We start from the raw sequence: 24,976 nt of genomic DNA on the forward strand, positions 1-24,976 counted from the left end.
CAATTGATCCTGATCAATCGAAACAGCGGATGATGGCCTAGCCCTGAGGGGCAATAAGGTTTTCTGGATGGGGCTAAAGATGTCTGTTTTCTCAAAAATAATTGCCGCGATTGTTCTTATCGCTCTGCCGCACGCAGCGTTGGCCGACACGGTTTCAACGGGCAATGGCGATGATACGTTCTTTGCCGGCAGGCTGATCGACCAGTCGATTGGCACCAACGGGGATACCTTCGTGACAGCGCGTTCTGCACAAGTAGAGGGGGCCGCATCGGGTGATTTGCACGTTTCGGGATTTGACGTCGCGGTCGACGTTGATGTGGCCGAGGATCTGTATGCAATGGGATCGACCGTTGTGATCCGTGGCACGGTGGCAGAGGATTTATCTGTCATGGCGTTTTCGGCGCGCACCGAAAGCAGTGCTGAAATTGGTGGTAATGCGCGATTGATGGGCAGTTCGGTCACGCTTGACGGGCCAGTGGCCGGGGCGTTGTCTGTCATCGGGCGCGATGTCATTTTGAACGCCAGGATCACCGGGGACGTGCGCATTTCTGCGCAAACGCTTTCCTTCGGGCCGGAAGCGGTGGTGTCCGGTCGTTTGACCTACAGCACTAAGGAACAGATCACGGTGCCTGCCTACGTCGCACCCGAAGAACGCGTGACGTTCGAACAAGTCACGGGCGCGCAGATATTTGAGGACTGGCGCGACATCGGCACCGAAATGCCCGCGTTACCGACCTTTGCGTCAATGATGTTCGGGTTCATCATATCGCTGCTGTTTTTTCTGGCACTTGGCGCGCTTATGCTGGGGTTCATGCCCAGACGGCTGGCCCGGTTGCGGCGCAGTGTTGCGCAAGCGCCGGGTCAAACGTTCATGCTGGGTGTGATTGGTCTTTCGATGCTTTTTGGCACGGTTCCGGTGACGGCGCTTACCATTGTTGGATTGCCCTTTGTGCCGATTGCGTTGCTCGCCATCTTGGTGGCGTGGGTTCTTGGATACGCCTTGGGTGCCTACAGCGTCGCGATGCGTGTGTGGGCTGGTCTGGGCGGTGCGGACGACCCGAGCAATTTTGCGCGGCTCGCGATCCTTGCGGCTGCGATCACCTTTATCGCACTTCTTAATTTCATCCCTTTTGTGGGATGGGTCGCCAATTATACGCTGGTTTTGCTTGGCATCGGTGCGATGACCCGCGCTGTGCTTCAGTCGCTTATTGGAAACCCTGATGTGGCCTTCGATGTTGATATGAAGCCGATTGAAGACTGACCAAATCACAAGGGTGACACCGCAAGCATGCAGGGTTCGGGCGGCATCGCCCCATGTTTTTCGCGCTTTGCGTCGCGGGCAAATGGTCAGTCGTTGGCGCCTTCGGAAAGGCGAAGCAGCGCCGTTGGGCGTTGAATGATGATCGTGTAAATATTGTCGATTTCAATGATCCGGCTTTTGCGCAATTGGGTAAATGTGCGGCTGATGGTTTCAGTGGTCAAACCCAGAAAATCAGCAATATCAGAACGGCACATCGGTAAATTGATCTGGCGGTTGGGCCCTAGATCCTGACCGACACGTTCGGACAACACACACAGGAATGAGGCCAATTTTTCCGTCGCCGATTTGCGCCCCAGCATCATAAAGTGATCCTGCATCGCGCTGATTTCGCACAATGCGGCTTTTAGCAATGCCAAGTGTAGCGCGGGGTCGCCATCGCCGCTTTCCAGATGCGAGCGGCGGATGGGGTGCAGGCACACATCTGTCAAAGCCTCACAATCGGTGTGGTGCAGACCATCCGCCGCAAAGCCAACAATGTCACCGGGATACCCAAAGGCGATGACCTGTCGGCGGCCATTGGCCAATAGTCTGGTCAATCGCAACACGCCGCTGCTCACTTGATACAGCCATTCGACGTCGTCGCCTTCAAAATAAAGGTAGGCGCCGGGTTTCAAGTGCGATTGGGCTGTCTTGGATGGTGTGCTTGAAAGGGGCGCTAGGGATGATTGGACGGCGAATTCGCTGGGAATCGTGACATACATTTGGGCAGACCTCCGTGATGGTTTGAGGTCATCTTGATCTGCGTATGTAATTTGAATTACTGTTGATCAGGTGCTTTTTGTATCATTTTGTAACGCTGTGGCGTTTGCCGTGACGTACAATGAGACAACTTGCACAAACAACCCGCCGAGCAAGCCGATCACATGAGATCCAAATGAAAGATCGTACGATCCTTGTAGTTGAGGATGATCAAAAGATCAGAAACCTCTTGCGCAATGTGTTTGAGGACGAGGGTGCCCGCGTGATCGAGGCACAAACGGGCGCCGAGGTGATGCGGGTGATCGCGGACAGGCCAGTGTCTTTGGTCACGCTGGATCTTCATTTGGGGGCTGACAACGGCATAGACATTGCCCGCCAGATCCGGACGGTGTCCCAAGTGCCCATCATCATGGTCACGGGCAAAGATGATGTGATTGACCGCGTTGTCGGGCTTGAGGTGGGGGCGGATGATTACATCACAAAACCTTTCCATGTGCGCGAGGTCATTGCGCGCGTTCGCAGTGTGTTGCGCAGGTCTTGCCCGCTGACATCAACCATTCAGACGCAGGCCGCAAAAGGGGATGCACATTTTAGGTTTGACGGCATGACAGCGTTTCCCGACCGGCTTGAGCTGATCGACCGGGAGAACGCGCCGTGTGAGCTGACAAGTGGTGATTTCAAGCTGCTCAATGTGTTTCTGAAACGCCCCAAGCGGGTTCTGTCGCGCGATCAGCTAATGGATTTGACGGGCGGGGTTGAGTGGAGCCCGCTTGATCGAAGCATAGACAATCAGGTGGCCCGCCTGCGCAAAAAAATTGAGCGTGATCCCTCAAACCCCAGGCTGATCAAGACAGTGCGCGGGATCGGCTATACTTTTGCGAGTGATGTGAAGGCTATTCAGCCGTCCGCGGAGTCGGTCAAAAGCGCCTGAAGCCGCCCCGCCAAATCCGATTGACGGTAGGGTTTGTGTAAAATGTCAAAAGGCCTGTCGTGTTCCATAGAACCGGTCACCACGTCGCTTGCGTAGCCGGACGTTAGCAAGACTTTGAGCGTTGGAAATTCAACGGCGATTTTCGCGGCCAGATCATAGCCGTTCAACTTGCCCGGCATGACCAAATCAGAAAACACCAGATCGACAACTGCGCCGTCTTTCAGCATTTCGTATGCACGGTCCCCATTTTCGGCCTCGAGCGTGGCGAACCCGAGATCGCGGATGCGTTCAATCGATAGTTTTCGCACACGGTCGTTGTCCTCAACGATGAGGATCGTTTCACCATTGTCGCGTGGTGGCGTTGGGCGTTTCTTAGCCACGGGGTGCGCATTTGCGGTTTTCGCCGCGTCCACCGCCGCAGGGAAATAGAGGCCAAAGCTCGTGCCTAATCCCAGTTCGCTATAAAGCGTGACATGGCCGCCAGACTGGCGCACAAAACCATACACCATCGCCAGACCAAATCCGGTGCCGCCACTCTCTGCTTTGGTTGTAAAGAAGGGTTCAAATGCGCGGCGCTGGGCGTCAAGGGACATGCCTTCGCCATCGTCACTGACAGACAGCCGCACATAGTTTCCCGGCGCGATGTCCGTTTCCTGCGCCATATATGTGTCGTCAATTTTAACATTGGCGACTGAGACCAGCAATTCGCCCCCGGTGCCCATCGCATCGCGTGCGTTCAATGTCAGGTTCATCAGGGCGGATTGCAGTTGGACCGGATCGATCATGACCGGATCAAGGTCCGCAGCAAAGTCGGTTTTGATCCGGAACGTCGCGCCGATGGTGCGTTTTAGCAAGGCCAAGGTATTCGCGCAGACCTCGCGTAGGTCGGATTTCACTGGTTTGAGGTTACTGCGCCGCGCGAACACCATAAGTCGCGTTGTCAGGTCCGCGCCGATTTCAGCGGTTTCAAGCGCGTCCCTGATCAGCGGCATTTGGTGATCGTCCGCGCCTCGCATCTCTAGCAATTCCAGATTGCCAACGATCACGGTCAGCAAGTTGTTGAAGTCATGCGCGATGCCGCCTGTCATCTTACCAATGGCATCAAGGCGCTGCGATCGTGCCAGCGCGTCTTTGGTCGCCTTGTGCTGGGTCAGATCATGCAGGATGGCAATGAAGATCCGCATGTCCTCGACCCGAGTATGCCCGACGGACAAATGCAGCGGGAAGATTGTGCCATCCTTGCGCTTGCCTTCGACGTCGCGACCGATGTCGATGATCCGCTTTTCCCCGGTCTTGATGTGATGGGACATGAAGCCGTCATGAAGCGCGGCCAAGGCCTCTGGCATCAGCATATTGATGCTTTGGCCGAGCATGTCGGTCATATCAAATTGGAAAATGCGCGCGGCGGCGGCATTCGCGCGAAGAATCTTGCCGGTTTGATCCGACACGATCATCGCATCCACTGCCGCTTTCATGATGGCGTGTAAAATGGCGCTGTCTTTTGCCGTATCGTCCATGGCAGGTGTCCTTTCGGGCTGAGCCTGCCAAATGCTGCGCCTTGGGTGCAAGTTTGAATTGATATGCATCAATCGGTTGTTGGTGGCCGACCGCGCATGCTTTCGTTCAGGCGGACGGTCAGGTCAGACAAGGTGATGATCCCTTGTAACTGATTGTCTGCGACAACCATGAATTTGCGGCGCCCGGTTTTCCAAATTCTGTCCATGAGGTCCGACAACAGGGTATCTGGTGCAACCATCACAGCGTCGTGCAAACCTACGAAAACATCCCCGACCCGCGTGTTTGCCCAATTTTCGCGATCAATCCGTGACAGAACCGAACGGTCGATGTGGCCCAAAAGAACGACGCCTTCTGTCACCGGAACAAAGCTGACGTTGTGGCGCAACATGATCTGGTTGACGAAGATGGCCAGCGTCATTTCAGGATGGGCGGTGATCGGGTCGCGTGTCATCAGCGTGGCGACTGTCTGCCCTTCGAACACGGATTTCGTAAGCTGGGCGGTGTAGGCGGCACGCGCTGCCACCAGCACAAAACCACCGATCATGATCTGCCAAAGTCCCGCGACAATCGCGCCCTGAAACAGCGCCATGACCCCAAGCGCCATCAGGAAATATGCAAAGAATGTGCCGGACCGCGTCGCCGTGCGCGTCGCTGCCAGCACATCGCCCGACCGATGCCAAAGATAGGCCCGCAACACGCGCCCACCATCAAGCGGGAAGGCAGGCACCAGATTGAACACGGCCAGCACCACGTTAATCAATGCAAGATAGGACAGGACAGAAACACCCGCCGGCGCCATATTGCTGAGTGCCGCCACCCCCGACAGGCTCCAGAACCCGAACGCAAGCACGAGTGACATCAACGGGCCTGCTATTGCGATCCAAAACTCAGTCAGACCCGATTTTGGTTCGGCTTCAAGTTCGGCAATGCCGCCAAACAGAAATAGAGTGATAGATTTGATTGGCACGCCAAGACGGCGGGCGACGACCGAATGCGCCAGTTCGTGCAGCAAGAGCGAGGCAAAAAGCCCCAGCATCGCGAAGGCCGCCATCACAAGATACGCCCGAGATGAAAGCCCGGGCAGGGCGTCCGGGAAAAACTTTTGCGACAGGCTCCAGGTGATGAGGGCTGCGATGATCAGCCAGCTGGGGTCGACCTTGATGTCGAACTTGTTGATCGAAAACAGTCTTACAGCGTGTGTGAACATATCGCGGTCCATCCTTGCTGCAATTTTAGCGGCGTGCGGGTGCCCCCGCATTGACATCGCTCAAGGTCGCTCAACCGGGATGGAACATCCCCCCGACGATATACGCCAGAAGTGCGGCCATCCCGCCGATGAAAAGGGTCTCTGTGCCCGAGCGCCACCATTTGGACAATGACCATCGGCTTTTGGCCGCGCCAATCAAGAAGAAAGCAAAAAGCGTTGCACAAACGGAAAGGGCAAAGGGGTTGGCAAGGCCAAAGACGAAAGGGGTCAGCGGCACTGCACCAGCTGTCAGGAAGGCCGCAAATGTCGCCAAAGCGGCGTGAAGGGGATGTGGATCGTCCCGCGCCAACCCATATTCGTCAGTCAGCATCAGCCCGATCCATTTTTCCTTTCTCTGTACAATTGCGTCGGTTGCCTGTTCCAGAATGGGGCCGGACAGCCCGCGCATCGCCAGAATTTGGCGTAGTTCCTCGCGCTCGGCTGCGGGGTGGTCCGCGATATGGCGTTCTTCTATCTGGATGATGCGTTTGCGATCATCGAGTTCGGCCTTGGTGCCAGAGTAATTGCTGGCGGCCATAGAGAACCCATCGGCCAAAATATTCGCCAGCCCAAGGGCCACGATGATGCTGTGTGACAGGCCCGCGCCTTCGACACCGGCGACAATGGCGAAGGTCGTAACAGCGCCGTCAATGCCGCCATAAATCATGTCCTTAAGAGGGCTGTAACGCGTGCCTTGGGACAGGCGGTTGGCGATTTCGTCGGGGCTGTGTCCGTGTTCTGTGGTCATGCGGGGACGATAGGGGGCGGTGGCGCCGCGCAATTGAGCAAAATCAAGGGGATCGCGTCAAACCCCGTTACCCCGAAGACATGCAGGTTCCCGCGACAACGCTTGTTCAGAGTTTGGTGGTCTTCGCTGTCTGCGCGGCCTGTGTCTGGGTCGCGGGGGCGCGGCTGGCGTATCTGGCGGATGCGCTGGCGGACCGGTTCAAACTGGCGAAATCACTGGTGGGATTGTTGTTGCTGTCGATCGCGACCTCTTTGCCCGAAGTCGCCACGACGCTGACGGCCGCACTACAGCAAGCGCGCGATCTGGTTTTGAATAACCTTTTTGGCGGGATTGCGTTGCAGACGGCGATCCTTGCGATGTCTGATTTCTGGGCGCGAGGGCCGATCACCAATTACCCGCGCAAGGCCAATCACGCGCTTGAGGCCACGTTGCTGGTGCTTTTGCTGTCAATCGCAATCATTGTAACCAATCTGGGTCAGACCTTTGTGATTGCGGGCGTTGGTGTCGGCAGTGTGGCCATCGCGGTGTTTTATGGCGGTGCGATCTGGTTGCTCAGGCGGTATGATGACAGCAGCGATTGGGTGCCTGTTGATCTGCCCGATCCCGATCCGCTGGCCTTTCCCGCGCCCACAGGTCTGAAAACAGCGGGAAACGCGGCCCTGATCTGGCAGGCGGGCGCGGCCTGTCTTGCCATTCTGGTCTTTGGGTTGTTGCTGGTGGTTTTTGCGGACCGGATTGCGGATCAATCGGGTCTTGGCACCGGATTCATTGGTGTGACACTGCTGGCCGGGGCAACGTCGTTGCCTGAATTGACCACCAGCATCGCGGCTGTGCGCATCGGGGCATACACGATGGCGATTTCAAACATCTTTGGCAGCAATCTGATTATGCTCGTGCTGGTGTTTCCCGCGGACATTCTGTTTCGCGCTGGGCCAATTCTTCAGGATACGTCGCGCACTGTCAGTCTGGCGCTTGGTTTTGGCCTTGTGGTCACGGCGATCTACCTCATCGGGTTAATCGTGCGCCGCAAGCCGCGCGTGGGGGATTTCGGGATGGATTCCGTTTTGGTGCTGGTGACGTTTCTAGGCAGCCTCGCGGCTTATTACTTTGCCCGCTAGGGCGCGGGGGTGCATCGCTTTGAAGACCTCTGGCACAATGATGATCGGCAGCGCGAAAACAGCGATCAGCAGCCATTCATCAAGTCCGATCGGCACGGTGTGAAGCAGCATCTGCAACGGGCCCCAATAGAGCGCCAGAACCTGCGCCCCAAGTGTCACCGTAAGTGCCACCAGCAGGAACGGATTGCTGAACCACCCGATCCGCCAAGCCGTCAAATGCAGAGAGCGAAACGCAAAGACGCTGACTTTTTCAAAGACGACCATGGCAGAAAAGGCCGTTGTGCGGGCCAGTTCTACGCCCATATCCATCAGGTGGAAAAAGATCCAAAGGCTCGACAGGCCGGTGTAGGTGCCCAGCACAAGGATGGTGACAATCCCGCGCAGCCCCAGAATGGGCGTGTCTTTTTTGCGCGGGCGTTGTTGCATCTGCTCTGGCTCTGATTTTTCGAGCCCCAAAGCCACCGCAGTCACCCCATCCGTCACGAGGTTCATCCACAAAATTTGCGTCGCGAGGAAAACGAGGGGCCCGCCAAGCGCGATGCTGATGACAAGCGCAATGACCTCACCAGCATTTGAGGACAGCAGATAACGCACAAATTTCTGTACGTTTGCGAATTGCCGCCGTCCTTCGCCAATCGCGCGGACGATGGTGGCAAAGTTGTCATCCAGAAGCACGAGATCAGACGCATCGCGCGCGACATCGGTGCCCCTGATCCCCATAGACACACCGATGTCGGCTTGTTTGAGGGCGGGGGCGTCATTTACGCCGTCGCCAGTCATCGCCACGATCTGCCCTTGCGCCTGCAACGCAGACACAATGCGCATTTTCTGTTCGGGCTTGGTGCGCGCAAAAAGGATATCGCCGCGCAGCACATCGTCGAGTTGCCGATCGTCCAGTTTGTCCAGCGTCGCACCGATCAGATGGTGTGTGACGCGCAGTGAAATCTGTTCTGCGATGGCCTTGGCCGTGATCGGGCTGTCGCCGGTGATCATGACGACGCGAATGCCTGCGGATTGGGCCATTGCAATGGCATCACGAACCTCTGCGCGGGGCGGGTCAATCAGGCCGACCAGCCCGAGGAACGTCATATCCTCTTCGATGATTTGGTGATCTGACGTGCTGCGTTGCGCGAACCCCATGACCCGAAGACCGCTTTGGGCGAGCTGCGCATAGGCGTCTTGGATGCGCGTTTGGTCTGCCTTTGTCAGCGGACGAGTGCCAGATTGCGCCATCACATGGGTACAGATATCCAATATCCGTTCCGGCGCGCCTTTGGTCAGGATTTCGGCCGTTGTACCGGACTGATACACGACAGACATCCGCTTGCGGGTGCTGCTGAAGGGACGTTCTGCCAGCAGGTTGCGTTCTTGTGGCAACGCGCACCACCCTTTGTAGCCCAGCGTGATCAACGCGCCCTCGGTCGGTGCGCCGACCATGTGCCAGACGTCACCGTCGCGGTTAAGGCGTGCATGGCTGCAATATAATCCGGTCCTTAGAAGTGCGCGAAGCACCGGATCATCGCCCGCCCTCATGCGTTCACCATCAAATTCGATATGCCCGGCTGGATCATAGCCCGTGCCGGTGACGTCATAACATCGACCCAGCGTCCATATCTGCGTCGCTGTCATCTTGTTTTCTGTCAGCGTGCCGGTTTTGTCGGTGCAAATCACTGATGCAGCGCCAAGTGTTTCGACCGCCTGTAATCGCCGTGCCAGTGCGTTTTGGCGCACCATCGCGGTGGCCCCCAAAGCCAAGGTGATCGTCACGACAGCGGGCAAGCCTTCGGGAACCATTGCAACTGACAAGGATAGGCCAGTCATCACCATCTCGGTCAGATCACGGCCCAGCCAGATACCAAGGCCTGCAACGCCACCTGCAACCAAGAGCGCGGCAATCCCGAGTTGGCGGGCCAGATGCCCCAATTTGTTCTGTAGATTGGTGGTTTTTGTTCCGACTGATCCTGTCAGATGCGCGATTTTACCGAATTCTGTCGCAGCGCCTGTCGCTGAAACCCGTGCCTCTGCCCGCCCAGCGGTGACAGAGGTTCCTGCGAAGACGTCGCCGCTTTGGCCTGGATGCCCTTTGGCGAGGGGCACGGATTCCCCTGTCAAAACGCTCTCATCCACGAACAAATCTGCTGCACGCAGCACGTTGGCATCCGCCGCGATCTTGGTGCCGGGTGTCAGGATAAGGATATCGCCGGGGACAACGTCTTTGGCCGCGATGACGTGTTCGCGCCCGTCCCGCAGGACCATCGCCTGCGGGGACAGCATCTTGCGTAGCGCGCTCAACGCTGTTTCGGCTTTCCATTCTTGTACAAAGCCAAGGCCCGCATTCAGCAAAACGACCATACCAATCGCAAGCGCATCCACCCGTTCCCCAAGCGAAAGGGCAACAACCGCAGCGATGATCAGGATCAGCACAAGAAAACTGGAGAACTGTCGCAACAGCACGCGCAAGGGGCCGGGTTGTTTCACCGCAGGCAATTCGTTCCAGCCATGTGCATGTCGCGATGCCAGAACTTCGGCTTCGGTCAGACCCGATTGAAGAAATGTATCAGCCATCAAGCCCCTTTCGCGGACGAAGTTTCGCTTTGGTATATGTGGCGAAGGGCCAAGCCTATTGAGCTAGATCAAAGGCAGCGGCGCACAGCAGGTTAAAGTGAGCGCATGTCACCGCAAACCGGAGAATGAAACATGGCCAACAAATCAACAGCGCAGGACACGACACAGACCGACGCCAAGGCGCCTGTCAAAACGATGCCGCAGCTACAAGACACCGCATTAAGCAACATGATGGGTATGGGAACCTTTTGGATTGAAGCCGTCAGCGAGATGAGCGCCGAGGTGGTGCAATTTGTTGCGGAACGTATCAAGGAGGACGTAAAGACCCAGCACGAGATTTTGCATTGCCGCAACGCCGCTGATCTTCAGCATATTCAGGCGCAATTCCTTCAAAAGGCCATGGACCAGTATCAGGCGGAAACCGGAAAATTGGTTGAAATGGGCACAAATGCATTCGCGTCGAAAACGAGTTGACCCGCGGGAATATCAAAAATCCTATCCGATAGGCACGGCCGTCTTGCCCGTGTCTTTGATGGAATTTGACTAGGTGGCCGCGCCGCACAAAGGCATGTCGAGGAACGACGGGATAAAAGGGCCGGCACGGATGCTATGTTGATACCGGCATGCAGGTCTTGGGCCAGCGTTTGGTCACGCGCAGACAGGCCTGACCGTGCAGACAGCGCGGTGCAAAGATCACTTGAAACTTGGACAGGGGGCCCTCCGTTTGTCTTGCAAATGCTGCCACCCGGATGGCGATGACCGTTTGACAAAAATCAAAGGTCGCCAATCGCTTGAAGGGTAGAATAGCCACAAAACAGGATGAGAAATGCTTAAGAACCTGACATGGCGTCACAAATTTCCGGGCCTTACGGGCCTTTCGGAAACCGTTTCTAACCTGCTTGACCTTCGGGCTGTCGCGACGACTTTGAAGAAGGGCGCGGTGATCTTTGGGCCAGGCAGCCCCGCCGAGAGCCTTTTGCTGTTGGTATCGGGCACAGTGCGTGTTCAGCAGCTTTCCAAAACGGGGCGCGAAATTGTTCTCTACCGCGTGCAGGCGGGGGAAAGTTGTGTGCTGACCACCGCATGTCTTTTGGCTTTTGAAGATTATTCCGCTGAGGGGATCGCGGAAACCGACGTCGAAGCGATCCTGATCCCACGCGACACGTTTGACGAACTGATGTCTGTTTCCAAAGAATTCCGCGCCTTTGTGTTTGAGGCATATTCAAAACGGATCACCGATCTTTTCATGGTTATCGAAGAGATATGTTTTAAGCGCATGGATATTCGCGTGGCCCAAAAACTGCTGGAATTGCAGGATGACCAGAATAGGCTGCACCTGACGCACCAACAGATGGCCATAGAATTGGGCACCGCGCGTGAGGTCATTTCGCGGCAGTTGAAAGAATTCGAACGACGCGGCTGGCTGACGTTGCACCGCAGTGAGATTGAGCTGCTCAATGGTGCTGCAATCAAACGTTTGGCTGACGCTTTGTGACGGTGTGGATGTCTTGTGACTTAATCACAGACCCGCGTGCCGTTGATCGTGCATGTGAAAACTGAAACCCAAGAAAGGACGACAACATGACCGCTAACCTCGGACTTCCCGACCGACTGATCAGAGCAATCATTGGGCTTGCCCTTTTCCTGCTGCCGCTGCTGAACGTCCCTACGATCTGGTCCAGCGCCACGCTGGCCTATGGCAGTATGGCGATTGGATTGATCCTTGTGCTGACTGCTCTGTTTCGGTTTTGCCCGCTTTACCGGATTTTCGGCATCTCAACCTGCAAGCTTTGAGCGGCGGTGACATCTTGCACACCATTTGGCGTCTGCCGCGCGCTTTGGCGTGCGGCGGACGAGTAGGGCGAGGCCATATTTCGGGTGCCTCTGCGCGTCACGGCCAAAAGAGTTGATCCCCACCTGAAACCACGTCACGATGGCGCAGGTCACGTGGTATTTTGACGTGTGGTCGCGTGGCACGCGCATTTTCAGAGGTCCAATTTGAGCTTTTTTGCATATTTCATAAGCTGTGTGAAAGACGACGTGCTGATCCAAGTCAATTGGGGGTTGAACACGGTCCGCTTGAACAACGCTTCAGAGGTCAGTGATGGGCCGAAATGGACAACGCTGACTTATTCATCACCCGCCACAAAATTCGAGATCGGGGCCAATGGCGCGAAGGATATTGTGTCATGGAACGCCAGTTATACCAATGTATTCCAGTTCAGTATGCTGAATAGCGCAGCGCCCCTACAGTATGAGGTGGTGATTTCCAGCGGCGGATTGGACTATTACTTTTTCATTCTGGGTGACACTTTGGTCGGGCAAAACCAGGCCGGGCACGGCGGTGGTATTACGATCGATAAAGTCGGGATCAAGAAGGTGTCTTTGCAATGATTTCACGACCCCGAGGCCGCGAAAAAATAAAAGAAGCTTGATCTGAAGGCGCGTTCGGGCAATCGTTCTTGCAAGCGGCCGGTTATTTTCTGCCTGTCGAATGAACCGTTGTGCGCAGCGGTTTACACATAAGGTCCTCAATATGGCTATCATACATTTTTGCAATTGTGTCGGGCAGCCGATCGAACTTGTCTTGAATTCGCAGGACGTGGCAGAAGTTGTGCAAGCAGGGGCCATCACCCCTGAAACAGGTGAATTGTCATTGCCCATGTGGAGCATTGAAGCCGCGCCAGCACCCGTGTCGGACGGGGTCTTATTTTCTCAATATGATAAGAACGTTTTGACGGTGGTGACGCCGCTTCCAACAGTGAATTTGTACGACATTGAATTGACGTCTGAAATGCGCAACCAGGATTTGTATTTTTACGTTTTTCCCCGCACCTTGGTTGGCCAGAATGCCCAGGGTGAAACCAAAGGTATTTCGATTGATTTACACACCAAAGTGCGCCGCCAGGTTCAAGGCGCACAGGTGAATGAAGGTCTGGGCGCTTTGCCGGAATTGAATTTTGGATCTCATATTTTGAATGAACTGAAAAGTGACACAGACTAGTCACAGACCATCCAGTGAGGATTGAATTTTATGTCGCAACTGTATTTGTACAACTGGACGCCAACGCCCGTGTACGTCAGACTGAATGGGTTGGACGGCATTCCGGGCGGTCCAATAAAGGGCTCTGTCCAAAAATACAGCTATTATCCATTTAGCACACAATTACCCCGTGATTTGACCGAAACAAAGCCGGACGAGAGCATTTGGGGTAAACTGAATGACCTGACCCTGACATGGGGGGATCGGGAGGGATCCGATGATTATCGCGATTTGTCCGACCCCACCGGCGATGCAGCACGCGACCTCTATTTGTGGATCATGATCGGCCAAGTGATGTTTTCGCAGGGCAACACATGGCTGCGAAAAAACAACCCTAGCGTGCAGTAGGGCGCGTAACGTACAGCGAATTTTCAAACTTAGATACTGTTTTTATTGAACATAATTTTCTACTTATGAGCGAAAATATTAGAGACTCTTCGCGCGCGAGTCGTTAAGATTACCCTTAGGTCAACTGAAAGGGACTTTATTATGTCGAACGTATATTTTGGTAACTGTGTTTTTGATGATGTTTTGGTGAATATCAACAGCTCGCTTGAGCCTGTCCGCGTGCACCCACGCTCTGTTGTGAATGGTCCAGATGGTGCCGTGATTACCATCCCCGCATCCATGGTGCCGAGTTCGGCCAACCGTACCAAGGGTACATTTGGAACTGGTGGGGGCACGCAGAATACCAACCGCGTGCAATTGACGTTCGCATCTGGCGATGAACCACAAGCCTATGATGTCACAACGACGGACCAGCAAGGTTTGGATCTTTATTTCTATATCTTTGATGGCGCGTTGGTGGGGCAAAACCAGCAGGGTTTGTCCACGGGTATTCAAATCGATCAGGTTAAGTGACGCCTTGACTGTCTGACCGCGTTGCGGGCGGACACGACGATATTTTGAAAATTGAATTTGGTGATGGCCTGCTTAAGTGGGCCGTCTCCTGCTGCCCAAATTTTGAATAAATTGCGGGGGTTATTATGTCTCATGCCTATTTCCAAAGCGCTCTGGCGTTGCCGGGGTCGACCGGGGCTTCGGTGTCCTTGAATGGTGGGCAGGCGCGCCTTTTGCAGGGTTTGGTACCCGGAACCACGCCCGAATTTGTCTCTTACGATGTCGGACCAAACAAAGATGTAAATGTGTTGGGGCTGACGGACGAAAATACCGTCGTAATTACCACCACAGGAACGGATTCAATTTCCTGGAGTGTCAAGGTGACGGGAATAGACGGATTTAACGATATCCAGTTTTTGGTTTTTGAAAACAAGTTGGTTGGCCGACAAGGGCCAAAAATCGACGGCTTTGACATCACAAAAAACTAACGCGCGTTGAAAATTGCGTTAAACTCAAAGGAATATTCTATGTCTGGATTGTCATTTTCTTGGTTGATATCCAAGGACGGGAATGCGCTTTTTCAAAGTGACGAAGTCGTAGGTTCGGCGACGGACAGGGCCAGTCTATTTTATTTCGTTTGGGGGGTGCAGGGCACGGACCCATTGCCATCTATTCCTGATATTTCAACGTGTTTTGATTTGGAAAGTGCCGTTGTGGACGGCGCATTTGTATTTCTCGAAAACACGCCACCTGCTGCGTCCGCGCTAATTGACGAACTCGCGCGTAACTTGCACCACGACAGCGCGGCTGCCCACACGCGGCTGGCCTGGCGGCACGGCGAAGACAGCTTTGACATGATCCAGACAGGCAAGGCGTCTGCGTTGTATGAAGCGGCCGAAGTCCCGTTTGGGCGTTGGTGGGTCACAATGGACAAAACTTCCACCATTCAGCCAGCCGACGATGGCGTTTCTTTGCGGATATTGCCGGGCGGCACGGGGCTGCGCGTCAAGGTGGTTACCGATGCGGGCCCACAGGTGTCCGGCACCGCCATGGACGAGATTGCGTTGCCGATGATCGGAAGCCACGCGGGCGGTTTGTTGTTTCCGTGGCAATGGGAACACGGCGCCCTTCAAGAACAGTTCGGCGGCGAGCAACGCATGTTTTTCGGTGATGATCCCGCACAGGCCGAGATGATCCGCTATCCGCTTTTCCGTGCACCAACAGCACCGGGGCCGTTTCCTGTCAACGATCTGGCCTTCAACGTCACCGCCCATCCCGGTGCGCCGTTGTCGGGCGATCGCACGCGATTGGCCTTGGCGCAGGATGTGACCGGCGGTGCTGTCAAGAAACTTGAACCGTTGTTGATGCGCACGCCGACGGGGTCGCAGGTGGCGTTGCAACCCTTGCCCGATGGGGATCTGAACGGGGCCGGATTTGGGTTTGGCAAGACATCCAGCAAGAATGGTGTCGATCTTTATATGACGCCGGTGGGCGAATTTTCTGTTGAAAAAGTAGACCATGACATTGTGCCGATCATGGCTGGTGTGTCCGGTTCGGAATTTGTGATTTCTGATGTCGGCGACATTCTGAGCTTTAAGAACAATAAACCTGCGTTTGCAAAGGGTTACGCAGATGATGCGAAGGGTATGTTCGATCTGGATGATGCGTTGTGCACGTCTTGGGTGAAGGTGACGAAAGCCGTAGATCATGAACAGGACGCCAGCAAAGTTCCAACAAGTTATTGTTCGCAACCTTCAACGGCCACTTATTTTGGGCAGAAGTCCGATCAAACGGCCGAGGATTATTTGATCGCCGTGGGGATCAGCCTGTCGCAGTTGGGCAATGAGGCCGATGGCACGCTCCCGGTCTTTCCATTTGTCCCTTATGGCGGCATCTATCAGGACCTTTACAACGACGAACCGGATGAGGGCGTGAACAACGCCGACACTGCCGCCCAAAAAGTGGGCCGGTTCGAACGTCAGGTGATCGAACCTGCGCGCCGCAAGATGATCGAGCCAACATTTGACTACACCTATGGCCCGATCTTTTTCGATATGTCGTTGGCCGAGCCTTTCAACGGTGGCAGTGCGCGCACTCCGATGGGGTTTGTCGCAGACTTGAATACCACGACAGCTGAACTCGGTGCTCCTGCGGGGTCTGTTCAATATCTCCGCATGGCGCAAAGCCCGCAGGACGCTGAGCAATTCCTTGAGATGACGCCAAACAGTGACCATGGCGTCGTCAACCCGACATTCATGAACGCGGCGCTGCGCGACAATCTGTTTATGGTTGTTACCGATCCGCAGCTTTTGTGGCCTGACAATGCACATGAAGGCCGCAAAGTTCAGTTGGGTGATTTCACCTTCGAGGTGAATGTCGGGCCCTACGTCGCCCCAAAACCCGGCGATGATGACACAACGGACAATGACCTCAACCAGCCCAAAGCTCTTGTGGCGTTCAAATACATTCCGGGCATTTCGTTCGTTGAGATGATCAAGGACCCCGACCAGTGGACCAGTTTCTTTGCCCCCGGGGATGACAGCGCCAAGGTAAAGGCGCAGGTCGAACGCTATATCCAAGACGCAGAGGCCGATACTACCGGACTGTATGACAATTTCTTGCAGATCATCAATGACTGCAACTGGTCTGGCATGTTGGTCTTTAACTGTCCGCTTGATTACAAAGCCCTGCCGCCGCATTTGCAGATTTTGCTGGGCGGTATCTACGGCACCCTGCGCGCGCACCACTTTGGCGTGACGATCAATCAGGTCGAAAATGGCACGGTTGTGGGCGGCGTGGCGGCGATGATGAAGATCGCCAACAGTTCGCTTTTTGCGGTGATCGATTACAATCGTGATCTGGATGTGCCCACGAGTTACCCGGCCTTTCAGGTCCTGAACCTGAATGTAGAATATGCGAATTCAAAGTTGGTGGTGTTCAAATCCACAATCGCGTTCAGCATCGACACCCTTTTTGGCAATCCGGCCTATCTGTCCGTGCCGGGTGAATTGGATGTCCAAGACAGTGGCACCATTGAGATCAAGGGCGTCTATACCCTGAACAAGGACGGGACCGGCAATTTGGTGTTTGCCACCCACGAAGCGCGGGTCTTTACCTTCCCGACGGAAGAGTCCGAATTGCGGGCCTTGCAGGCGCAATCCATTGAAAACGCATCACTTGTGGCTGTTACCAGTCTCAAACAGGATGATGGCCGCACCATCGCGACCGCTGCGTTCCAGCTGGATGGTACATTAGCATTCGATCCGTCAATCGCGAAGGATGTGTTTAGTTATGGCGTGATTGGTGACGACGGTGTGCCCACGGCTGGCCTATCGGTTCTGTCGTACAATTTTCACATCGTCACAGATATTCCCGCCGAGGAAGGCCCCGCAAAGATCACGGGCATCACAACCGAATTGGACGGGATGAAGGTCGATCAAGCGGCATCAACATCGCGCGCCAATAGTTTTGAGCAACGGTTCCCAAGCCGTATTTCGTCGTTGTGCCACATACCGGGCGGGCAGGGGACCTCTCAAAGCGGGCAATGGCAGGTGATCAGCAAAGGCTTGGATAAAGACCTGGCGCCGGAATATTGCATGGGGCTGCGCATTCCCATGGGCAATCTGGGTGGTCTGGTTTCTGAGACCAACAACGTCACTGCAGACATCTATTTTGGCTGGACGCCCGGTGGAACGAAAGGTGCGGCAGACAAAGTGGCTGGCGTCTTGGCGTTGCCGCCGGTTGTGGCAGGGCCGGACGGGTTCAACATCCAGGGGATTATCTCTGCAGGGTTTGAATCCGTGCATCTGGATTGGGTGGATTTTGATACTGAAAACGGCGCCTTTGAGATGCGGTTTCAGCACTATTCGGGCCAATTGCTCAACTTTCCGCTGATCGTCAGTAACTCCCCCAAAGATTTGGGCGTTTTCGGCGCGCCAGAAGATCCCGGCGGGGACAATTCCGTTTGGTTTGTGGGCAAAAGCGCCGATACGGATGACTGGGACAATGGCCCCAAGTTGAACATCGATTTGCTGGGCGGGCTGCCGGATCTGTTCATCGGACGCTCTTTTGCCATCAAGTCTGATTTCAGCAATCCCAAGGTGCTGGACAAGACCATCGAGACAGTCACGAAGTACGGCGATTTGACTGTCGCTGAATATATGAAACGCATGTTCGCGCAGTCGGATTTGTACAACAGCGCGGCGGGGATGACGTTTGCGTTAAAGTTGGATTTTGCCCCCATCAAATTGTCTGTCCTGATGCATGACAATGATTTTTATGGCGCGAAATTCGCGATCGATTTGAAGAAGAAAAAGAAGAAGAAAGACGACGAAGACAATCCAGACGGTGAGGACGCTGGTGAAGACGCCGTTGAGGATGATCCTGAACCGGAAAAAGACGAAGACAAAGACGGCACCAAAAAATTGGACGGCTTTGAATTCATGATCATGTACCGCAAGATCAGCGACCATTTAGGCGTTTGGTCTGCGACGATCTTCCTTGATATCAGCAACATGAAACTGGGCAGCGCAGAGCTGAGCCTGCCAGATTTCGGCATTTCAATCTGGACCAATGGGGATTGGCGCCTCGACGTGGGTTGGCCGCTTAAAGACCACCCGATCACCGTTAAATTCCCGATCAACCCGGCACTGACGGCGGTGGGTAAGCTGGGGTTCTATCTGGCCAAGCTCAGCTCGGAATCCGTGCCTGCGAAATTCTCCATTCCCAGCAATCCGCCCTCGGCGCCGCTGGAATACCCGCCGAATTTTCAACTGATCTGGGCCTTTGGTCTGGGCATTTCGATTGGCGTTGAGAAAAAGTGGCCGCCGAAGGGCAAAAAGGCGATCTACAAAGCCTCTGCCTCGCTTTCTGCGATCTTTGTGGTTGAGGGCTTTTTGGCATCTTTCAAGGGCGACATGACCGACAATGGCGTGGATTACCATTGGGTGTGTCTGAGCTTGTCCGTGGTGGGCGAGATCAAGGGCGAGGTTGATTTCAAGATTATCTCGGCCAAACTATCCGTGTCGCTGACCCTGCGCGTGGCCGTGGCGTTTGAATCCTATCACAATACCCATTTGGTGATCGATGCATCGGTGTCGGTGAAGGCCAGCGTCAAGATTGTCTTTGTGACAATCTCGTTCTCGTTTGAGACGACGTTTGAATTGCTCGATAAAACCTTTGGCGACTACGAATATAGTGCCGACCTGAAGGGGCCAAGCCCCAAGGAAGTCGCGGATCTGTTCCCCAAAGAGCTGGAAGACCAATCCCCCATGCCGTTGATGGCCAACATGATGGGCGCGTTTGACACGACCCGTGTGGCTGCGATGGACAGGGTGCGCGGCACCATGGACGCGCTGGATGACAATGGAGCAGGGCCTGAACCGATGATGGCCGCCATGGTCATGGAGTCGGATGAGATGCCGCAGATGGCCTATAGCCTTAATGCGGGCGAGCCGATCACACTGGGCTTTTTGCTGCAATCCACCGCTGTGAATGACAGCGGCGCATGGTCACCGCGTGGCATCGCGACCCTTGTGATCAATTCCAAGGATGCGGCGTCTGATTTTGGCCGCATGTGCAAAGGCACCGCAGATTGGTTGCTGGACGAATACAGTTCGCCGTCTGATCCGTTCGAAACCCGTTTGCTGGATGTTCAGGACGCGTTGGAAGACGGTGAAATGGATGGTCGTGTGACCGACATGCTGGCACAGAAATTCGTCTTTGACGTGCAGCCGTTCACCGTCAAGGACGATCCAAACCCGCCACCCGTTGCGATTTTCCCGGCCCATCCGGGTATGGGTGTTCATTATCAGGACACGACATTCCCGTTTGACGCGATCACGGTTGATGCCGCCTATGAGGATCAGGTCGTCGCCTATTTCGAAAATGCCGATCCTGCAAGCCTCACTGCGGTGCAAGGTGGGTCTGAAACTGTGACTGGTTTGATGTTTGACCAGTATTTCCTGATGCTGGCCAAACAGTTGATTGTCGACATGATCGCCAGCGAAAAGGACAATACCGATGACGCCGTCGGCGCATCTGTGTCCAATGTATCTGGCTTTGTGTCACGCTATCTGATGTGTGGCCTGCGCCTGCCGAACCCGTCGAAAATGGATCAGTTGCTGGGTGTGTATCAGCTGACAAACCAGCAATTCCCGCTGCATGATGATTTGCAGGCGCTGTTGGTGCCGTCGGGTGATTTGCCTGGCTGGATCACTGTGTCTGATGCCGGGGTGCCCGCGACGCTGGAGACCGCGCAGGTTTACACCACAGGTCCGTCTGTTGACCATTGGAACGTGACGCCCACGAACCCCTTGTCACCTGTGCCAGCGCGTTTCCCGATGAATTCGTCACTGGACTGGACAACACTGGACGGGACACACAACACGATCTTCAACTTCCCTGACAGCCTGCATCTCGCGATTGAGGAATGGCGCGCCGACAATGCCGCTTTGCCCCCCGCAGAACGGGACGAAAATTCGTTGTGGATGAGCCTTGCACAGGTCGGAGGCAAGAGTGCTGCGACCCAGACATCGACACCCTACAGCGCAACAGGCGCCTTGGTGATGTCGATCAAATTGCGCACCATTGCCAAACCGGGTGGCCGCGTTGGGGAAATTCTGCCTGATATTTTCTCTCTCGTTGGATCGGACGAAGTGGACCGCGCTTATTTGCAGGAACTTCTGGACGACCAAGACGCCACGATCACCGGGGTGGAACTGGCCACGGCCAAGGCAAAAGGCGTCTTTACGTCGACCAAAGTACCGAGCGTTCTGGTGCGCACGAACCTGTCGACGTCAACCGCGCCGGGTGGGCTTTCGGTGGCCAGCAGTGCCGTGGACAGTGCGGCGGCTGACACGCCAGACAGGTTCTGTGCCAACTACGCAAAGCTGCCCGAAGGGGGGGATGAATTAGGTCGTTTCCTGCGTCTGGTCTGGGAATGCAGCATCGTCCACACGGGAGGATTCTATCTGCAAGTGGCGGATATTGACCCCGAAACATTCGTCAACGGAGAGGCAACATTCCAGTTGATCATCCAGACCGATAGTGCGGCGGAAGTGATACATGCCAAACCCTACCACAATGCGCTGATCGGGCCGGAGCCTGATGAAAACCATGCCGTTATGTCCACTTTGAAAAGCAAGACCGATGACGTGCTGACCTCTGTGCACACATACACCGCGTCTTATCCGGGCGGATTTACGGGGTGGTCGATTGTCTGGAAAGCACCGCCAAATGAACCGGATGCTGCGACTGATCCGACTGGAACGCTCAAATGGTTGTACCAAATGGTCAGCTACCGCGTGACGGGTGTGGGCGGTGTCCCTGTGTCCAGTAACTGGAGCAGGCCCATCGTTGGGCTGAACGACGCAGATGCGTGGAACTATCAAGAGGCCTTTGCGACCGCGCCGTTGGTTGGTGATGCAAACCGCTATGGTGCGATCGGACGTGACGTGTCTTTTGATGTCTCGATTGAGGATATCTTTGGCAACAGCCTGCCTGTGCAAGCAAACCCGCTGCCTGTGGTGTACAACGACGATATTCTGGACCTCGCGCATTGGGCGTCGACCCAGAACAACTATACCATTGTGGCCAATCCGGAAAATGGCACGCCGCAGCTTAATCTGAATTTCACCTATGGAACCGTGTTGTTATCGCTAAGCGATCTTGCGCAGGTGCGCGGGCTTATCGTGGCGTTGCAGGATGCGACCAACCCTGTGTCCGCCTTCCTTTGGGCCCAATTTAGTGACGCGGCCAAGACCGTGATGACCGACCCAGAGGCGGAATTGACCCAAGTGCAGACGGTCCTGCTTGAGGGCTTGAACGCCACCCTGTCTGGCCCGTCCATCTATGACACCGCGCGATTTGCCGATGTTGCCCTCAGCGCGCAGACCGAAAGACTGGTTGGTACGCCGCAGGTGGGGTTGATGCAGACCTTTACCAACCGTCTGCTGATCGAGGATGCCTATCCGACTGAAATCGTGCTGCAAATTTCAGATGACAGCGACACATCCGCGATCAAGGCGGTCCTGTCCGAATATGCGAAAATCTTTGACCAGATTTCGGCTGAGGCGGTTTCGATTGCGGTGAACACCGCCAATCTGTTGGCGCCCGACACGCCTGATGCAGGTCCCGCCCCAGCGGGTGCTTTGGGCGGCCCACAGGACAAGGCTGATATTCTGACATATCTGGGCACCGTTCTGGGGTGGGTTCGCTGGTTGGACGGCGGCAAAGCAGGCCAGGCGCCTGACATGCCTGAACCGATGACGTTATCCTTTGATCTGAAAAAGGAATATCCGACGTCTTGGACAGGTGACATGCGCGAATTGCAGGTCGATCTGATGATCCGCCGCGCAGGTGTGCAGCCTGAAATCGTGGCCCTTGCACCGCGCGTGCAATGTGCGCGCTCGCCGATCTCTCCGGTGCAGGGCAAATCGACAGAAGCCGATCCATCCGGCCTGTCGTCGTTTGCGGTCGGGTTCGAAGCGTCCTATTTCGACTTTGACGATGCACAAGGTGTTATCAAAGTTGCCACAGGCGTGAATTCGGACCTCACGAGCAGCCGTTTGGGCAAACAATCATTGTGGCTGGCCCGTTGGGGCAACACGTCGGGCATTTCTGTTGAGGTGCTGAACGATGATGACAACCCACCGATCTATTACGCCACCCCACCGCTGAGCACGCAATTGATCAGCCGCACAGTTGATAAGGTTTGGGACTACCGCCAAGATCCGCCAAAGCAGATCGAGGTGAATTTCTCAAACATTGATATCGATCTGTGGGCGGCGGATTTCCTGAGCTCGGTCGAGGGGATATTCGCGCCTGAGATGGCACCCAATGTCGCGGATAATTCGACCCGCGCCGCGGGTGATGCATCGATCTATGATCCGTTCGTCGAAAGCAAAACCAACCTGGCCCGCGCCATCGCGGACCGGCTGACGTTCATCTATGAAAGCATGTTGAAACAATACCTTAATGACGACGGGGAAAATCAGAGCGATCTGTCGATTGCGGTGGAAACCATGCGTCAGGCGCTTCTGAATACGCTGGAAAATGATTACGGCGTTGCCGCACTGATCCAGATGGCCGTGCAGGTCAAGCTGAACGGCGATATTGAACCGGGGGCAAGTGTACCCCCCAATATCTTCGGTAATATCATGGCGCGGGACGCCGAAGGCGGGGCCCAAGGCGCTGATGCCAAACCGTTGCCCTATAGCTTTAGTGCGGCGAAAATCCCCCTCAAGGATGGCAAAACATGGCTGAACTTCCTGCTGTCCGTCGAAGATCCGTCGGCCCAGAAGGCGCTCAAGCTTGATCTGGATTTCCAGATGAGCGCTGTTGAGCATAACATCGATACCGAGGCGGAACGCTGTGGATACACGCCAAGCAATTGGTTGAGCTTTGTGTTGCAACAAGATGATCCAGATCTGCGCCCCGCAGGCGAAGAGAATACCCTGACGGCCCCCATGGGCGCACCGCGTATTCCGATCCCGCTGCGCAGCTATCCGCCATTGCCCAAGCTTATTGGCGCGACAGCGACCCAAGATGTGAAGCCTGATGAAATCAAAACCATCGCGCAAGCCCTGACATGGACCTATGGTTTGACGGTTCAACGACAGGTGGCCCAACAGGACACGATGGACCTGACCATCACCTTTAACGAGATTGCGGTGGACGACGATGCAGATGACAATCTTCTTGGTGCGGGGCAGGGCCGTCCGGGTGATTTGTTTGATGCCCTGGCGCGCTATACGTACGAATATCCGCTGCTGGCCGATGACATTAATGCACTGACGCAGGATGGGTCGCCCAAATCACTGGAAGCCCTGAAGAATTTCCGCGACATTGCGGCAGATGTGGCGGCGGCGTGGCCCACTTGGGTTCCGCCAAAACCGGTTAGCCGGGATGGGCAGGGCGACGATCAAAAGGGTGACGACACCCATGAGGTCTGGAATTACCGCATCGATCAAAACACCGATGGATCACTCGAATTCCGGACATCGCTGTCTGTGGGCATCGCCCGTTCCATGACCCAAGCACCGCTGCCCGTGATTGAAGACTATCAATATCCGCCAATCCAAAAGAGCATCGAGGGCGAACCTTATTGGCTCTATACCCTCAAATCCGGCGCAGAGGCTCCGGTTCAGATCGCGATGACGTGGTCAAATCTCTATGTGCTGAGCTATCAAAGTGCACACGCCAGCGCCTTTATCGAACGCAACAGCAATCTGGGCACGGACGTAGGCGAAAAGACCAACCCCGCATTTGTCTACCGCACAGAAACGGTGTCGATGCCCACAGCAATTGTACCGCTGATCAAAGTGACATCGTCCTTGCCCGAAGCCACGGGGGCCTCTTTGCAGGGGGCTGTACAATCGATGATGGACGCGATGCGCGTCGCACCTGCCAGTGCGGTGGGGGCAAAAGACCCTGCCGAACTGCGGGTTGAGGGGCCGATCTCCTATTCCTTCCGTCTGATGGCAAACGGAGGATCAGAAGTGACGTCCTATCTGCCCCTTTATCTGTTGCAGGCCAATGTGCCGTCCACGGATACGGATGCAAGCGAAGCGGCGCGCCGTGCGGCTGCAAATATGAACAAATGGCTTACGGCGACCAAACCCAAGATCGATCATTCCGCCGTATCCTTCCGGTTGGCCGTCTTTGCCACCAAGATTGTGGAAGGGATGGAAAAGCTGCCGTTGATCCAGTTTCAGGACATTTCGGTGGCGGTGCCGCAGGATGATCTGGATTGGTGGGTGCCGAAATAATCGCCCAATCCATCAAATCCGGCGGGTGTTTCAGTTCACAACATCCGCCGCAGATTTGACCGGAAGGATTGATCACGGGGTTGGCATCGCCCCAATCGTAGGGGCGAAGGCGGAATGGGTGGGTTTTCAATTCATTTGGCTGTTCAATGGGCAAAACTTGACGCGATATCGATGGAAT

Annotated in this window: 17 protein-coding genes; 12 read left to right on the top strand and 5 right to left on the bottom strand. The window is 55.3% G+C overall.

The window, feature by feature from the left end; all coding sequences use genetic code 11:
* Positions 1 to 79 precede the first annotated feature (79 nt).
* Entirely contained in the window at positions 80 to 1,261 is a 1,182-nt protein-coding gene (locus L0664_RS04885) for a DUF8173 domain-containing protein (RefSeq protein WP_235224494.1), read from the top strand.
* Between the two features lie 86 nt (positions 1,262 to 1,347).
* On the opposite strand, the gene L0664_RS04890 is transcribed toward L0664_RS04885, so the two are convergent.
* Positions 1,348 to 1,935, bottom strand: a complete 588-nt coding sequence (locus L0664_RS04890; RefSeq protein ID WP_235224495.1) for a helix-turn-helix domain-containing protein — start codon at positions 1,933 to 1,935, stop codon at positions 1,348 to 1,350.
* 260 nt (positions 1,936 to 2,195) lie between these two features.
* Here L0664_RS04890 and L0664_RS04895 point away from each other — a divergent pair, with 260 nt between their 5' ends.
* Positions 2,196 to 2,951: a response regulator gene (locus L0664_RS04895; RefSeq protein ID WP_235224496.1), complete on the top strand. Its 756-nt coding sequence runs from the start codon at positions 2,196 to 2,198 to the stop codon at positions 2,949 to 2,951.
* On the opposite strand, the gene L0664_RS04900 is transcribed toward L0664_RS04895, so the two are convergent.
* The 3 genes from L0664_RS04900 to L0664_RS04910 form a co-directional block, all read right to left on the bottom strand.
* Positions 2,918 to 4,468, bottom strand: coding sequence for a PAS domain S-box protein (locus L0664_RS04900; RefSeq protein ID WP_235224497.1), 1,551 nt, complete (start codon positions 4,466 to 4,468; stop codon positions 2,918 to 2,920). The two genes, L0664_RS04895 and L0664_RS04900, sit on opposite strands and share 34 nt — an antisense overlap.
* A gap of 68 nt (positions 4,469 to 4,536) precedes the next feature.
* Entirely contained in the window at positions 4,537 to 5,676 is a 1,140-nt protein-coding gene (locus tag L0664_RS04905; RefSeq protein WP_235224498.1) for a site-2 protease family protein, read from the bottom strand.
* A gap of 70 nt (positions 5,677 to 5,746) precedes the next feature.
* Positions 5,747 to 6,463, bottom strand: coding sequence for a VIT1/CCC1 transporter family protein (locus L0664_RS04910; RefSeq protein ID WP_235224499.1), 717 nt, complete (start codon positions 6,461 to 6,463; stop codon positions 5,747 to 5,749).
* 80 nt (positions 6,464 to 6,543) lie between these two features.
* Between L0664_RS04910 and L0664_RS04915 the strand changes: the two genes are divergently transcribed.
* Positions 6,544 to 7,581, top strand: coding sequence for a sodium:calcium antiporter (locus tag L0664_RS04915; protein WP_235224500.1), 1,038 nt, complete (start codon positions 6,544 to 6,546; stop codon positions 7,579 to 7,581).
* Here the strand turns inward: L0664_RS04915 and L0664_RS04920 are convergent.
* Positions 7,546 to 10,146 (bottom strand): cation-translocating P-type ATPase, encoded by a 2,601-nt coding sequence (locus L0664_RS04920; protein WP_235224501.1) that lies wholly within the window; start codon positions 10,144 to 10,146, stop codon positions 7,546 to 7,548. The genes L0664_RS04915 and L0664_RS04920 overlap by 36 nt on opposite strands.
* Positions 10,147 to 10,278: 132 nt before the next feature.
* On the opposite strand from L0664_RS04920, the gene L0664_RS04925 reads away from it, so the two are divergent.
* The 9 genes from L0664_RS04925 (at position 10,279) to L0664_RS04965 (ending at position 24,798) form a co-directional block, all read left to right on the top strand.
* Positions 10,279 to 10,620, top strand: a complete 342-nt coding sequence (locus L0664_RS04925; RefSeq protein WP_235224502.1) for a phasin family protein — start codon at positions 10,279 to 10,281, stop codon at positions 10,618 to 10,620.
* Between the two features lie 352 nt (positions 10,621 to 10,972).
* Positions 10,973 to 11,641 carry a Crp/Fnr family transcriptional regulator gene (locus L0664_RS04930; RefSeq protein WP_235224503.1) on the top strand — a complete coding sequence of 223 codons (669 nt, stop codon included), beginning with the start codon at positions 10,973 to 10,975 and terminating at the stop codon, positions 11,639 to 11,641.
* A gap of 86 nt (positions 11,642 to 11,727) precedes the next feature.
* Entirely contained in the window at positions 11,728 to 11,940 is a 213-nt protein-coding gene (locus tag L0664_RS04935; RefSeq protein ID WP_235224504.1) for a YgaP family membrane protein, read from the top strand.
* A 204-nt stretch (positions 11,941 to 12,144) separates the two neighbouring features.
* Complete coding sequence (locus L0664_RS04940; RefSeq protein WP_235224505.1) at positions 12,145 to 12,540, top strand: hypothetical protein; 396 nt, start codon at positions 12,145 to 12,147, stop codon at positions 12,538 to 12,540.
* 142 nt (positions 12,541 to 12,682) lie between these two features.
* Positions 12,683 to 13,150 (top strand): hypothetical protein, encoded by a 468-nt coding sequence (locus L0664_RS04945; RefSeq protein ID WP_235224506.1) that lies wholly within the window; start codon positions 12,683 to 12,685, stop codon positions 13,148 to 13,150.
* A 30-nt stretch (positions 13,151 to 13,180) separates the two neighbouring features.
* Positions 13,181 to 13,537, top strand: a complete 357-nt coding sequence (locus L0664_RS04950; RefSeq protein ID WP_235224507.1) for a hypothetical protein — start codon at positions 13,181 to 13,183, stop codon at positions 13,535 to 13,537.
* Positions 13,538 to 13,678: 141 nt separating this feature from the next.
* On the top strand, positions 13,679 to 14,050 hold the full coding sequence (locus L0664_RS04955) for a hypothetical protein (protein WP_235224508.1): 372 nt from the start codon (positions 13,679 to 13,681) through the stop codon (positions 14,048 to 14,050).
* 125 nt (positions 14,051 to 14,175) lie between these two features.
* Complete coding sequence (locus L0664_RS04960; RefSeq protein WP_235224509.1) at positions 14,176 to 14,517, top strand: hypothetical protein; 342 nt, start codon at positions 14,176 to 14,178, stop codon at positions 14,515 to 14,517.
* Positions 14,518 to 14,556: 39 nt separating this feature from the next.
* Entirely contained in the window at positions 14,557 to 24,798 is a 10,242-nt protein-coding gene (locus tag L0664_RS04965; RefSeq protein WP_235224510.1) for a hypothetical protein, read from the top strand.
* The last annotated feature ends 178 nt before the right edge of the window (positions 24,799 to 24,976 follow it).

The sequence above is a fragment of the Octadecabacter dasysiphoniae genome (genome assembly GCF_021532615.1).
GTDB lineage: Bacteria > Pseudomonadota > Alphaproteobacteria > Rhodobacterales > Rhodobacteraceae > Octadecabacter > Octadecabacter dasysiphoniae.